The organism is Thioclava kandeliae (assembly GCF_040297545.1).
Lineage (GTDB): Bacteria > Pseudomonadota > Alphaproteobacteria > Rhodobacterales > Rhodobacteraceae > Thioclava > Thioclava kandeliae.
On the sequence record NZ_JAYWLC010000004.1, the window covers coordinates 135,218 to 148,144 of the forward strand.

Genomic DNA, 12,927 nt, shown 5'->3' on the forward strand with positions numbered 1-12,927 from the left:
GAGCGGCGGATTTCTGCACGGTTTCACAGGTTTGGTGCGCCTAAATTCCGCATGCGGGCTTTTCCCGCGCGCGCCAAGGCGGTAGAGACGGGACAAAGACTGCCGCGCAAGCGCCGCGATTTGGAGAGAAACGCCCCCGTGACCCGTCTGGACCGATATCTTCTATCGCAATTCATGGCGATATTCGGGTTTTTCGCCCTTGTTCTGGTATCGATCTACTGGGTCAACCGGGCGGTAAGCCTGTTCGAGCAACTGATCTCGGACGGCCAGACCGCGCTCGTGGTGCTGGAATTCACGGCCCTCACCCTGCCCTATGTGATCCGGGTCGTGCTGCCGCTGGCGGCCTTTGCCGCGACGGTCTATGCGATCAACCGGCTATCGAGCGAATCCGAGCTGGTGGCGATGCAGGCCGCAGGGGCCTCGCCGTGGCGGATCGCGCGCTCGGTCCTGTTCTTCGGAGTGCTTGTCGGGCTGATGATGGCGGTGCTGACCCATTTTCTGGTGCCGCAATCGCGCGCGCAACTGGCCGTACGTCAGGCGCAGCTGGCCGAGAATGTTACCGCCAGCCTGCTGACACCGGGACGGTTCCAGCATCCGGTGAACGGGGTCTCGATCTACATTCGCAAGATCTCGGATAATGGCGAGCTGGAGGATTTCTACCTCTGGGATAACCGCAAGCCCGGGAACCGGATGAGCTATCTGGCCAAGAAGGCGGTCATCATGCGCACAGAGACCGGTCCTAAACTCGTGCTGTTCAACGGGATCGCACAAAGCCTGCGCGCGGAGGGACGCAATCTCTCGGTCACGCGGTTCTCGAGCTTTACCTATGATCTGGGCAGCCTGATCAAGGGCTCGACGGAGGTGAACCGCAAACTCGAACAGCTGACCACATGGGAACTCGTGCGCCATCCCGCGCAATCGGCGCAGGAGACAGGCAGTAGCGCCGGCCAGATCGGGCTCGAACTGAAGATGCGTCTGGCCCAGCCGCTGCTGGCGCCGGTGGCCGCCCTTGTGGGCTTTGCCGCGCTGATGGTGGGCAGTTTCTCGCGCTTCGGGATCTGGCGTCAGATCGTGCTTGCGGTGGTCATTCTGGTGCTGGTGCAGGTGCTGACCAATGTCGGCGAAAGCCTCGCCAAATCGCAGCCCGACCTTTGGCCCGTGCTCTTCGCGCCAGCGGTCATCGGGGCGATTTTCAGTATCGGGCTACTGGCTCTTTCAGCGCGGCGCAAGCGCGTGAGACGTAAGGCAGGTGCGGTATGATCCTCGCTTGGTATACCGCGCGCAAATTCCTGCGCAGCTTCGGTCTGGTGCTGGGCAGTTTCTGGGGCATCCTGTTCCTGATCGGTCTGGTCGAGGAAGTGCGCAAGCTTGACGAGGATGCGACCTTCACCCGTGCCGTCGTGCTGTCGCTTCTGAATATTCCCGAGACGCTCTATACGATCATGCCGCTGGTGATGCTGCTCGGGGCGGTGGTGCTGTTTCTCAATCTCGCGCGCAGCTCGGAACTGGTGGTGATGCGCGCCTCGGGACGCTCGGCTCTGGGCATCCTGATCAGCCCTCTATTGACCGCGCTCGTGCTGGGCGGGCTGCTGATCAGCGTCGGCAACCCGATGGTTTCGGCCACGCAGAACCGCTATGACGAACTGAGCCAGACCGATGGCACGCGCGATGTGGTCTCGGTCGGGCGCAATGGCGTCTGGATGCGCCAGAGCGCCGTCTACAAGGACAGCGCAGGCGTCCAGCGCAGCGGTCAGGCGGTCATCTCGGCGGCCCGCGCCAATGGCGATGCGACCTCGCTCTATGATGTCAGCTTCCTCGTGCTTGATGGCGACAACCTCGCCGTGCGCCGCATAGTGGCCGACCGTGCCGTTCTGGAAAAAGGCCATTGGCGGCTCTTCAATGCCAAGGACTGGCCCTTGGGCCGCTCGACCAATCCCGAGCGCGATGCCTCGACCTCCTCGCAGCTGACGGTGGCCACGAGCCTTACCGCAAGCTCGATCCGTGACAGCTTTGGCGCGCCCTCCTCGATTCCGCTCTGGCAGTTGCCCGCCTTCATCGACACACTCGATGCCGCAGGGTTCTCGGCCCTCAAGCATCGGGTCTGGTTCCAGATGGAGCTTGCACAACCGCTTATGATGATGGCAATGGTGCTACTGGCGGCAGGGTTCACCATGCGCCCGACCCGTTTTGGCGGGATCGGCAAACGGGTTCTTCTGGCGCTGATCGCTGGGTTGGGGGTCTTCTTCCTGCGCAACGTGGCGCAGGTTCTGGGCGATAGCGGCCAGATCCCGATCCTTCTGGCGGCATGGGCACCGCCGGGAATTGCGGTGATGTTTTCGATTGCCCTGCTTTTGCATCTGGAGGATGGCTGAGCCATGACCTTGCCCGTGACCCTGCCCGCAACCCGTCCTTCGACCCGTTCCGGCACTTTCCACGGCCAACCGGCGGCAAGGTTGATGGCGGCGCTGTGCCTTGGCACGGTGCTCGGCACCGCCGCTCTGGGCACACCCGTCTTCGCGCAGGACCGCGAGGGCACGCAAAGCGAGATGTCCGATGTGCCTGCCAGCCTGATTGCCGACCGGATCTCGATTGCCGGCAAGACCACGCTGGTCGCCGATGGCTCGGTCGAGATCTATTACGAGGGAAACCGCGTCACTGCACGGCGTGTGACCTATGACCGCGATGCCAACACCATCAAGATGGAAGGCCCGATCCGGCTGACCGAACCCAAGGAAGCCGGTGCGGTCATTCTGGCCGATCAGGCCGAGCTGTCGCGCGATCTCCAGCACGGGATCCTTCTGGGCGCACGGATGGTTCTGGCACGCGAATTGCAACTCGCCGCCGCCAAGATCGAGCGCGAGGACGAGAACACCACCAGGATGACCAATGTCGTGGCCTCGTCCTGCCAGATCTGCGTGGTTGGCGAACGCCCACTCTGGGAGATCCGCGCGCGGCAGATCTCGCATGACAAGGCCGCCCGCCAGCTAACTTTCGACGATGCACAGTTCCGCGTCGGGGGTGTGCCGCTGCTATGGGTGCCGCATCTGCGTCTGCCCGACCCGACGGTGACCCGCATGTCGGGCTTTCTGGCGCCGAGCTACCGCAGCACCTCGAGCCTCGGCACGGGCGTCAAGATCCCCTATTTCTTCGCCATCGATCCCACGCAGGATCTCCTGGTCGAACCCTATATCTCGAGCGGCTGGACCCGCACCCTTGGCCTACGCTACCGCCGTGTATTCAATGACGGTAATATCGATATCTCGGGCGCCTTCTCCAATGACGGGATCATCAAGGGGGCAAATCGGGGCTATCTCTTCGCCAATGGCTCCTTCACCCTGCCCGACGAGTTCAAGCTGGGGCTGCAGCTGCAGCTCGTCTCCGATGATGCCTATCTGCTGAATTACGATATCGACGATGCGGACCGGCTGTGGTCGGGGCTGAAGCTCGAGCGGGTGCGCCCCGACGAGCTGGTCTGGGCCCGTGCCGGTCGCACCCATACGCTGCGCGATGACGAGAGCAACGAGACCGACCCCATGCTTGCGGGCGATGCCGAATGGACCAAGGTCTTCCATCCCTCCACGATCGGCGGCGAGCTGACCGCGAGCTGGGATTTCGAGACCTATCGCCGTAGCTCGAACGCCACCACCGATGGCCCCGATTGGGACAATATCTCCGACGGGCGCGACATGACCCGCAGCTCGTTGACCGCGAACTGGCGGCGGAACTGGCTTCTGGGCTATGGCATTCTCGCCAGCACGCAGGCGCAGCTGGCCGCCGATGCCTTTGCCATCAATAATGACGACAGCTTCGACAGCACGATCCTGCGCGCCCAGCCGCAGCTCGCAACCGAGATCCGCTGGCCTTGGACCAAATCCACGGGTCGCGCCGCCCATGTGATCGAACCCATCGCGCAGGTCGTCTGGGCGCCCAACAATCTCACCCGCGCGCCAAACGAGGACAGCACGCTGCGCGAGTTCGACGAAGGCAATCTCTTCAGCCTCTCGCGCTACCCCGGCCTTGATGCGCGCGAGCGTGGCCTGCGCGCCAATCTGGGCGTCAGCTATACGCGCTATGATGCCACCGGCTGGTCGCTGGGCAGCACGGTGGGCCGCGTCTTCTATGCCGAGGATCTGGACCAGTTCTCCTCCACCAGCGCGCTGTCGGGCAACCGCTCGGACTGGCTGCTGGCAAGCAATTTGCAGACATCGAACGGGCTGACGCTCTCGAACCGCGCCCAGTTCGATGACGAGTTCGATGCCACACGCGAAGAGCTGCGTCTGGCCTTCTCGGGCGAGAAATACGATCTGGCGGCAGGCTATCTGTGGATGGACAAGGATATCCTGGCCGGCACGAGCGAGGATATTTCCGAGCTTCAACTCGATAGCGAATGGAAATGGGCACGCGGCTGGTCGGGCACCTTCGATGCGCGCTACGATCTGGTGGCCGAGCGCGCAGCCAAAGCTAAACTCGGCGTGACATGGGTAAATGATTGCGTGAGCGTCGATCTTTCCCTCTCGCGCCGCTTCACGTCCTCGACTAATGTGGACCCCGAAACAAGCGTCGGACTTTCTGTTGCTCTGGCCGGATTTGGCGGTGCCAATGACGGAACCTCGGCCAGCAAGGTCTGTGTAAGATAAGGCAGTTGCCCCTCTGTCGCGGCAGGCGGGCCAATGACGAAAAAGCAGGTATATTCATGACGGCGATCACAGGCATGGCGACAAGCAAGAGCTTTAAAGCATTGCGTGGGACGGTGGCGCGACTTGGCTGCGTTTCGGTTCTGGCACTGGCCCTTCTGGCCCCCGCAGGCACGGTGAGCGCGCAGGGCATGTTTGCCCCCGAGCTGACCGTGAACGGCCTCGGGATCACCAGCTACGAGATCAGCCAGCGAGAGCGGATGCTCGAAGTGCTTGGCACGACAGAGAAAAACCCGCGCCAGGCCGCAATCGATGCGCTGATCTCCGACCGGCTTCAGGTCTGGGAAGCCAAGCGTATGGGGCTGAGCGTGACGGATGAGGAAATCCAGCAAGGGATGGAAGAATTCGCCTCGCGCGCCAATCTCGATGCGAAGAAATTCCTTGCAGCCATCGGTCAGGAAGGTGTCGACGCACAGACATTCCGCGATTTCACCAAAGCAGGCCTGTTGTGGCGCAAGGTGGTGCGGGCGCAATTCGGCGGCCGGATCGCGATTTCCGAACTGCAGGTCCAGCGCGCGCTGAGCCCGACCTCGCAGCGCGGCCAGACAACCCGCGTGCTGATGTCCGAGTTGATCATCCCCACCGAGGGCCATGAACAGGAAGCCATGCAACTGGCCCAGCAGGCCAGCAGCGCAAGCGCCGCCCAGTTTGCCGACATCGCCAGCCATGTCTCCGCCTCGCGCTCGCGCGAGAACGGGGGGGCGCTCGACTGGATGCCGGTCTCGAACCTGCCCGGACCGCTGCGTGCCCGTATCCTTGCGCTGAAACCGGGCCAGACCACCGGTCCGATCGAGATCCCGAATGCGGTGGCCGTGTTCCGCCTGCGCGCGATCGACGAGAACGGCCCCGCGCAATCGGGCAGCCAGAAGGTCGATTACGCGCTCTATACGCTGGGCGCCAAAGGCAGCGAGGAAGCGGCCCGCCGTCTGGCGCAGGTCCGTGCGGCCCATCATACCTGCGATGCGCTCTACCCGCTGGCGCAGGATCTGCCCGCAAGCCGGCTGGTGCGCGAGAGCGGCAGCCCGTCGAGCTTCCCGCAGGATATCTCGGTCGCGCTGAGCACGCTTGATCCGGGCGAGACCGAGCTTCTGTCGCAGGGTGGCAACACGGCGCTACTGATGCTGTGCTCGCGCGAGATGGCACGCCAGGGCGAGGATGGCCAGATCGAGACGCCTACGGTGAAATCCGCACAATCGGGTCTCGAGAACCGTCAGATCCAGATCCAGGCGGACGGGCTATTGGCCGATCTGCGGGATGCGGCGGTGATCACCCGTCCCTGAGCGGCGGCTTCGGGCTTGATTGCGGAAGGAACAGACCTAGCTGTTCCTTTCAACTAATTGTAAACAAGGGATAAGTCCCATGGCTCAACCACCTGTCATCCTTACCTGCGGAGAGCCTTCGGGTATCGGTCCGGAACTGGCCGTGAAGGCATGGGAAGCCCTGGGCGCGCGGCTTCCCTTCGTGTGGCTAGGCGATCCGGCCCATCTGCCGCGTGGCAGCAAGATCCGCGAGATCGGCCATCCGTCCGAGGCCGTCAGCCATGCCGGAAGCGCCATGCCGGTGCTGGTGCATGAATTCCCCAAGGCCGCCATTCCCGGAGAGCCCGATCTCGATAATGCCCGCGCCGTGGTCGATGTGATCGCGCGCGGCGTCGATCTGGTGATGCGCGGCGAGGGCTCGGCGCTCTGCACGGCCCCGATCAACAAGAAGGTGCTCAAGGACGGCGCCAGCTTCGCCTTTCCCGGCCATACTGAATATCTCGCCCATCTGGCAGGCGGCGCCGATGTGGTGATGATGCTGGCCTGTGACGAGCTGCGCGTTGTGCCCGCCACGATCCATATCGCTTTGAGCGAGGTTCCAACCGCTTTCAATGCGGAAGTTCTGCGCAAAGCGGTGCGGATCACCCATAACGGGCTGAGCCGGGATTTCGGGCTGGAGAATCCGCAGATCGCGATTGCAGGCCTCAATCCCCATGCAGGCGAAGGCGGTGCGATGGGCTCCGAGGAGCAGGACTGGATGATCCGCGAGATCGCCAATCTGCGCGCGGAGGGCTATGCAGTCAGCGGTCCGCTTCCCGCCGATACCATGTTCCACAAGGCCGCCCGCGCACAATATGACGCCGCCATCTGCGCCTATCACGATCAGGCGCTGATCCCGATCAAGACGCTGGCCTTCGACTCGGGGGTAAATGTCACGCTGGGCCTGCCCTTCGTGCGCACCTCGCCCGATCATGGCACCGCCTTCAACATTGCGGGCACCGGTCAAGCCAGCCCCGCAAGCCTTATTGCCGCGCTCGAGATGGCCGATACGATGGGTCGTGCCCGCCGCTAAGGCCCTTGCCTAAGGCGCGAGGCTCCCCTATCCCCATGCAGGTCCGGAAGCCCGTGCTTTCGGGCCTTTTGCATGAGAACAGACAGGATAGAGCCATGGCAGCGATCGACGGGCTTCCGCCTCTGCGGGACGTAATCCGCGACCACGAGCTGGTTGCGAAGAAACAGCTTGGCCAGAACTTCCTGCTGGATCTGAACCTGACGGCCAAGATCGCCCGTTCCGCCGGTGCGCTGGAAGGCCACGACGTGCTGGAAGTCGGCCCCGGTCCGGGAGGGCTGACCCGTGGCCTTTTGGCCGAGGGCGCACGCAAGGTGCTGGCGATCGAGAAGGATCCGCGCTGTATGCCGGTGCTGGCCGAGATCGCAGCGCACTATCCCGGACGGCTCGAGGTGATCAATGGCGATGCGCTGGAGGTGGATGTCAGCACCCATCTGCGCACGCCCTACAAGATCGCCGCCAACCTGCCCTATAATGTGGGCACCGAGCTTCTGGTGCGCTGGCTTACCCCCAAGGAATGGCCTCCGCAATGGGATAGCCTGACCCTGATGTTCCAGCGCGAGGTGGCCGAACGGATCGTCGCGCAGCCGGGGGATAACCATTACGGACGGCTGGCAATTCTGGCGCAGTGGCGCACGACAGCACGTATCGTGATGTCGCTGCCGCCCGAGGCCTTCACGCCTGCGCCCAAGGTGCATTCGGCAGTCGTCCATCTCAAGGCCCTGCCCGAGCCACGCTATCCGGCCGATGCCAAGACCCTCTCGCGCGTCGTGGCGGCTGGCTTCAACCAGCGGCGCAAGATGCTGCGTGCCTCGCTCAAATCGGTCGCTCCCGATATCGAGGCCAAGCTGGATGCCGCCGGTATTCCGCCGACCCAGCGCGCCGAGCGGGTCACCATCGAGGAATGGTGCCGCCTGTCCCGCATTATCGATGCCCGCTGAACACTAAAAAGCCGCCCGTGGTGACCACGGGCGGCTTTTCAATAGGGAACGGAAGATCAGCTCGCTGCTTTGGATGTATCTTCGGCAGGTTTCGCGCCGTCCGCTGCATCCCCCTCAGCCGCTTTGGGCTTCCGACGATTGCGCGTGGTCTTGGGCTTCTCGCCCTCGGCCGTATCGGCTTTCTTCGCACGCGGCTTGCGCGGGCGTTTGGGCTTTTCCTCGGCCGCAGGGGCCTCTGCAGGAGCGTCCTCGGGTTGCGAGGATTTCGGCGCCTCCAGCGGAAGATCGGCGGCATCGGAGACGACCGTCTCGACCGAACGCGGCGCGCGGCGGTTCCCGCGTGGCTCCGAACGGCTCTCGGGGGTCTCTACCAGATTGGAATCATCGGCCTCGACGGCATCGCTCTCGCCTGCACTCTCGTGCTTGCGCCAGCTCCGGGATTCGCTCTGGGTGTCTGTCTCTGCATCCGACGTTTCGGGCTGCCGTTGATCGGCATTGCCGTTCGAGTGCATATTGGGCTGACCGTTCGATTGGCCATTCCCGTCCTGCCCGTCATTGCCGTTGCTCTGGCTTCCATTGCTCTGGTTGCCATTGCCCTGATTGTTGTTCTGGCGTTGCGCCATCTCGCGCTGTGCTTCATGCAGAAGACGCGTGTAATGCTCGGCATGCTGCAGGAAGTTCTGCTCTGCAACGCGGTCGTTGGAGAGCTGTGCATCCCGTGCAAGTCCAAGATATTTCTCGATGATCTGCTGCGGCGTCCCGCGAACCTTGCCCTCCGGCCCCGAGCTTTCGAAAACCCGGTTGATGATGTTACCGATGGAACGCTGCCGGTTCGATTTGGAACGCGAACGTGATTTGGATGATCTCATCTGCTTTCGTTCGATTTATCCGCCTATATATTCTAGCGGTTTTGACAAGGTCTGGGTCGGATCAGAAAGTGATCAGACCGCGCCGAGCGGGACAGTCTGGTTGTGCGAAGCGTCTAGCGCCCTCCAACCAAGCCCGCAGTGTGAAGCTGAGCCATGCCGGGAAACTCGGTTTCTCCGTGCACATCCCCTGATAAGCATGTCACGGCGGTTCCTGCAAGCTGGATTTGCCTCTCTCACCGCTTTTTTCGCTCATTGTCGCCGAAATAGCGTGACATTTTCGTAAAGCGAAGCCCGCTCCGCCCGCAATGATGTGCGCGCGCCGCCTCAGGCGGGGCGTCGTGCCGCGACCACGCGGTCTCTTCCATCAAGATCGGGCCAAATACGGCACTCTTCAAGCCCCTGATGCTCCAAGAAGTCACAGACGGCCTTGCCCTGAGTCGGACCGATCTCGAAAAGCACGCGCCCCGCAGGGGCCAGATACCGCGCCAACCCTTCGGCAATCCGCTGGTAAGGCGAGAGACCGTCCCCTCCGGGGGTCAGCGCCAGATGGGGCTCCCAGTCGCGCACATCGCGCGACAGCCCCGCCATCTCGTCTTCAGCGATATAGGGCGGGTTCGAGACGATCAGATCGAACTGTCCGCTCACCGAGGAAAACCAGTCCGAGAGACAGAATTCCGCACGTTGCTGGAGCCCGAGATCTAGGGCATTGGTCTGCGCGACGGCCAGAGCCGCGCTGGACACATCCACCCCCAGCCCCTGCGCGGATTGCATTTCGGCAAGCAGGGTCAACAGGATACAGCCCGTTCCGGTGCCCAGATCCAGCACTCTCTCAAACGGCGCCGCGAGCGCATGTTCGATCAGAACCTCCGTTTCGGGGCGCGGATCGAGCGTATCGGATGTCACACGGAATGGCCGCCCCCAGAACAGCCGCTCGCCGGTGATCTGCGCCACCGGCCGGAACTGGCTGCGCGCCGCGATATAGGTCCGGAAACGCGCCTGTGCCGCCTCGTCCACCGGGTCATGCAACGCCAGCGTCAACCGGTCCGGCGCGATCTTCAGCGCATGGGCCAGAAGCCTGCGCGCATCGCCCGCGGCACTCTCCACCCCCGCCTCGCGCAAAAGCACCACGCCCTCGCGCAACAAGACCCCGCCCTGCAGTATGACCGGCATCCTCACGACTGCCCTTCCATCTCGGCCAGAAGCCGCGCCTGATCGTCGGCGATCAGCGCGTCGATGATCTCGTCCAGCTCGCCCGCCATCACCTGTGTCAGCGCATAGAGCGTGAGGTTGATCCGGTGATCGGTCAATCGTCCTTGCGGGAAATTATAGGTGCGGATGCGCTCGGAGCGGTCGCCAGAGCCGACCTGCCCCCTGCGCGCGGCAGAACGCTCGGCATCCATCCGCGCGCGCTCCATATCATAGAGCCTTGCGCGCAGCACCGCCATGGCATTGGCGCGGTTCTGGTGCTGTGATTTCTCCGAGGAGGTCACCACGAGCCCCGTGGGCAGGTGCGTGATCCGCACGGCAGAATCGGTTGTATTGACGTGCTGGCCGCCCGCGCCCGACGCCCGCATCGTATCGATACGGATATCGCTGGCAGGAATGTCGATATCAACCTCCTCGGCCTCGGGCAGCACGGCCACAGTGGCCGCAGAGGTATGGATACGCCCGCCCGCTTCGGTCGCGGGCACGCGCTGGACCCGATGCACTCCCGATTCGAACTTGAGCCGCGCGAACACGCCCTCGCCTTCGATCCGCAGCATGACTTCCTTGATCCCGCCGAGCTCGGTCTCGGCATATTCCAGCATTTCGACGCGCCAGCCACGCTGGTCGGCATAGCGCTGATACATCCGCAAAAGATCGCCCGCAAAAAGCGCGGCCTCATCGCCCCCCGTTCCGGGACGGATCTCGAGAATTGCGGGCCGCGCATCGGCGGCATCCTTGGGCAGAAGTGCCAGACGCAGCGCCTGTTCGAGTTGCGGCAGGCGCGCGCGGATCAACGGCAGCTCCTCCTCGGCCAGATCCCTCATTTCGGGATCTGCCAGCCAGCCCTCGGCCTCGGCCATATCGTTTTGCGCCTGCAACCAGTTCTCGATCTGCTCGACCACCGGCTTGAGCTCGGCATATTCGCGCGAGATACGCGCAATGGCGGCAGGGTCCGGCCCGCTCGAAAGCTGGGCTTCGAGAAAACCGTAACGGTCGCGGATCTGATGCAGGCGGTCAGTGGGTATCATGCGTTTCGCTGTTGCCGTTTTCCACCCGCCGGTCAAGAGGCTCGCGCCGGATTACGCGACCCAACACCAGTATTGGATAAACTTTCTTACCAATTACTGATTTTTTGGATGACTGGGCCGGATCCACGCCCTATCCTTGATCCCGATCCAGTCTGTAACCCTTCACCCGAGGATGAGCCCCATGGCCGAGACGCCCCTGATTGCCGAATTGAAATCTATCGTGGGTGCGCGCCATGTTCTCACCGATCCGCGGGCCACCGAACGCTTCCGGCATGGTTACCGATCGGGGAGCGGCGAGGCGCTGGCGGTCGTGCGCCCCGGCTCTCTCGTGGAACAGTGGAAGGTGCTGCAGGCCTGCGTGAAGGCGGACACAATCATCATCATGCAATCGGCCAATACCGGTCTCACCGAGGGCTCGACCCCCAAGGGCAGCTATGACCGTGATGTGGTGATCCTCTCCACGCTGCGCATCGACGCGATCCACCTTCTCGATGGGGGCCGGCAGGTCGTGGCGCTTCCGGGAGCCACATTATTCGGACTGGAAAAGGCGCTCGACCCGCTCGGACGTGATCCGCATTCGGTGATCGGATCGAGCTGTATCGGCTCGTCTGTCATCGGCGGTGTCTGTAACAATTCGGGCGGTGCCCTGATCGAGCGCGGCCCTTCCTATACCGAGATGGCGCTTTTCGCCCAGCTCGACGCCGATGGAAATCTGCATCTTGTCAATCACTTGGGAATCGATCTTGGATCATCACCCGAAGAGATCTTGCGCCGCGTCGAGCACGGGGACTGGGGGGCTATCGACACGGGCGGTAACCGCAATGCCTCCGATCAGGGCTATGCGGCGCGGGTGCGCGATATCGAGGCCGCGACGCCTGCGCGTTTCAACGCCGATCCGGGACGGCTTTACGAGGCTTCGGGCTGTGCCGGAAAGCTCGCGGTCTTTGCCGTGCGTCTCGACACTTTCGCGCGGCCCGACCGTTCCAAGACCTTCTATATCGGCACCAATTCGACCGAGATCCTCACGCGCTTGCGCCGGACGATCCTCAAGGATTTCCCCGTCCTGCCGATCTCCGGCGAATACATGCATCGCGACGCCTTCGACATCACCGAGAAATACGGCAAGGACACCGTGCTGGCCATCGACAAGCTCGGCACAGACCGGCTGCCCGCCTTCTTCGCGCTCAAGGGCGCGATCGACGGACGTCTGAACCGGTTCGGCCCGACCCGCCACCTGACCGACAAGGCCCTGCAACTCTTTGCCACTCTCTGGCCCTCGATCCTGCCCAAACGGCTGACCGCCTTCCGCGACCGGTTCGAGCATCATCTGATCCTGAAGATGCGAGATGAGGGGATCGAGGCTGCCGAACAGACGCTCGAAACGCTTTGTAACGGCGAGGAGGCAGATTTCTTCGCCTGCGATGCGCGGGAGACCAAGATCGCAGGGCTACACCGCTTTGCCGCCGCAGGGGCTGCGGTGCGCTATATGGCGCTGCACGAGAAGGATGTGGCCGATATCGTCGCCCTCGATATCGCGCTGCGCCGCAATGACGAGGACTGGTTCGAGACCCTGCCCGCAGCGCTCGACGCCCAGATTGCGCACAAGCTCTATTACGGGCATTTCTTCTGCCATGTGCTGCATCAGGATTATGTCGTGAAGAAAAGCGCCGATCCCAAGGTGCTCAAACACGCGATGCTCGAGATCCTCGACCAGCGCGGGGCCGAATATCCGGCCGAGCATAATGTGGGCCATCTCTACGAGGCCAAGCCAGAACTGGCCGCCCATTATTGCGCCTGCGATCCGACAAACAGTTTCAATCCGGGGCTTGGCAAACAGTCCCGCAAGAAGCACTACTATTGA

The 12,927-nt window shown here is 63.0% G+C and carries 10 protein-coding genes; 7 read left to right on the forward strand and 3 right to left on the reverse strand.

Annotated features, from left to right (window positions below):
- Positions 1-138 precede the first annotated feature (138 nt).
- The 6 genes from lptF (at position 139) to rsmA (ending at position 7,963) form a co-directional block, all read left to right on the forward strand.
- Positions 139-1,260 carry an LPS export ABC transporter permease LptF gene (gene lptF / locus VSX56_RS06795; protein WP_350935849.1) on the forward strand — a complete coding sequence of 374 codons (1,122 nt, stop codon included), beginning with the start codon at positions 139-141 and terminating at the stop codon, positions 1,258-1,260.
- Complete coding sequence (gene lptG / locus VSX56_RS06800) at positions 1,257-2,372, forward strand: LPS export ABC transporter permease LptG (RefSeq protein ID WP_350935851.1); 1,116 nt, start codon at positions 1,257-1,259, stop codon at positions 2,370-2,372. The genes lptF and lptG overlap by 4 nt, the downstream gene beginning before the upstream one ends.
- A gap of 3 nt (positions 2,373-2,375) precedes the next feature.
- Entirely contained in the window at positions 2,376-4,637 is a 2,262-nt protein-coding gene (locus tag VSX56_RS06805; protein ID WP_339112680.1) for an LPS-assembly protein LptD, read from the forward strand.
- Between the two features lie 56 nt (positions 4,638-4,693).
- Complete coding sequence (locus VSX56_RS06810; RefSeq protein WP_350935854.1) at positions 4,694-5,974, forward strand: peptidylprolyl isomerase; 1,281 nt, start codon at positions 4,694-4,696, stop codon at positions 5,972-5,974.
- Between the two features lie 79 nt (positions 5,975-6,053).
- Positions 6,054-7,025 (forward strand): 4-hydroxythreonine-4-phosphate dehydrogenase PdxA, encoded by a 972-nt coding sequence (pdxA, locus tag VSX56_RS06815; RefSeq protein WP_350935856.1) that lies wholly within the window; start codon positions 6,054-6,056, stop codon positions 7,023-7,025.
- Between the two features lie 95 nt (positions 7,026-7,120).
- Positions 7,121-7,963 (forward strand): 16S rRNA (adenine(1518)-N(6)/adenine(1519)-N(6))-dimethyltransferase RsmA, encoded by an 843-nt coding sequence (gene rsmA, locus VSX56_RS06820; RefSeq protein WP_350935858.1) that lies wholly within the window; start codon positions 7,121-7,123, stop codon positions 7,961-7,963.
- A gap of 56 nt (positions 7,964-8,019) precedes the next feature.
- On the opposite strand, the gene VSX56_RS06825 is transcribed toward rsmA, so the two are convergent.
- From VSX56_RS06825 to prfA, 3 genes are all read right to left on the reverse strand, one after another.
- On the reverse strand, positions 8,020-8,832 hold the full coding sequence (locus VSX56_RS06825; RefSeq protein WP_350935861.1) for a DUF4167 domain-containing protein: 813 nt from the start codon (positions 8,830-8,832) through the stop codon (positions 8,020-8,022).
- Positions 8,833-9,156: 324 nt separating this feature from the next.
- Positions 9,157-9,990, reverse strand: coding sequence for a peptide chain release factor N(5)-glutamine methyltransferase (prmC, locus tag VSX56_RS06830; RefSeq protein WP_434096017.1), 834 nt, complete (start codon positions 9,988-9,990; stop codon positions 9,157-9,159).
- Between the two features lie 14 nt (positions 9,991-10,004).
- Positions 10,005-11,066 (reverse strand): peptide chain release factor 1, encoded by a 1,062-nt coding sequence (gene prfA / locus VSX56_RS06835; protein WP_350935865.1) that lies wholly within the window; start codon positions 11,064-11,066, stop codon positions 10,005-10,007.
- 181 nt (positions 11,067-11,247) lie between these two features.
- On the opposite strand from prfA, the gene dld reads away from it, so the two are divergent.
- Entirely contained in the window at positions 11,248-12,927 is a 1,680-nt protein-coding gene (gene dld, locus VSX56_RS06840) for a D-lactate dehydrogenase (RefSeq protein ID WP_339112687.1), read from the forward strand.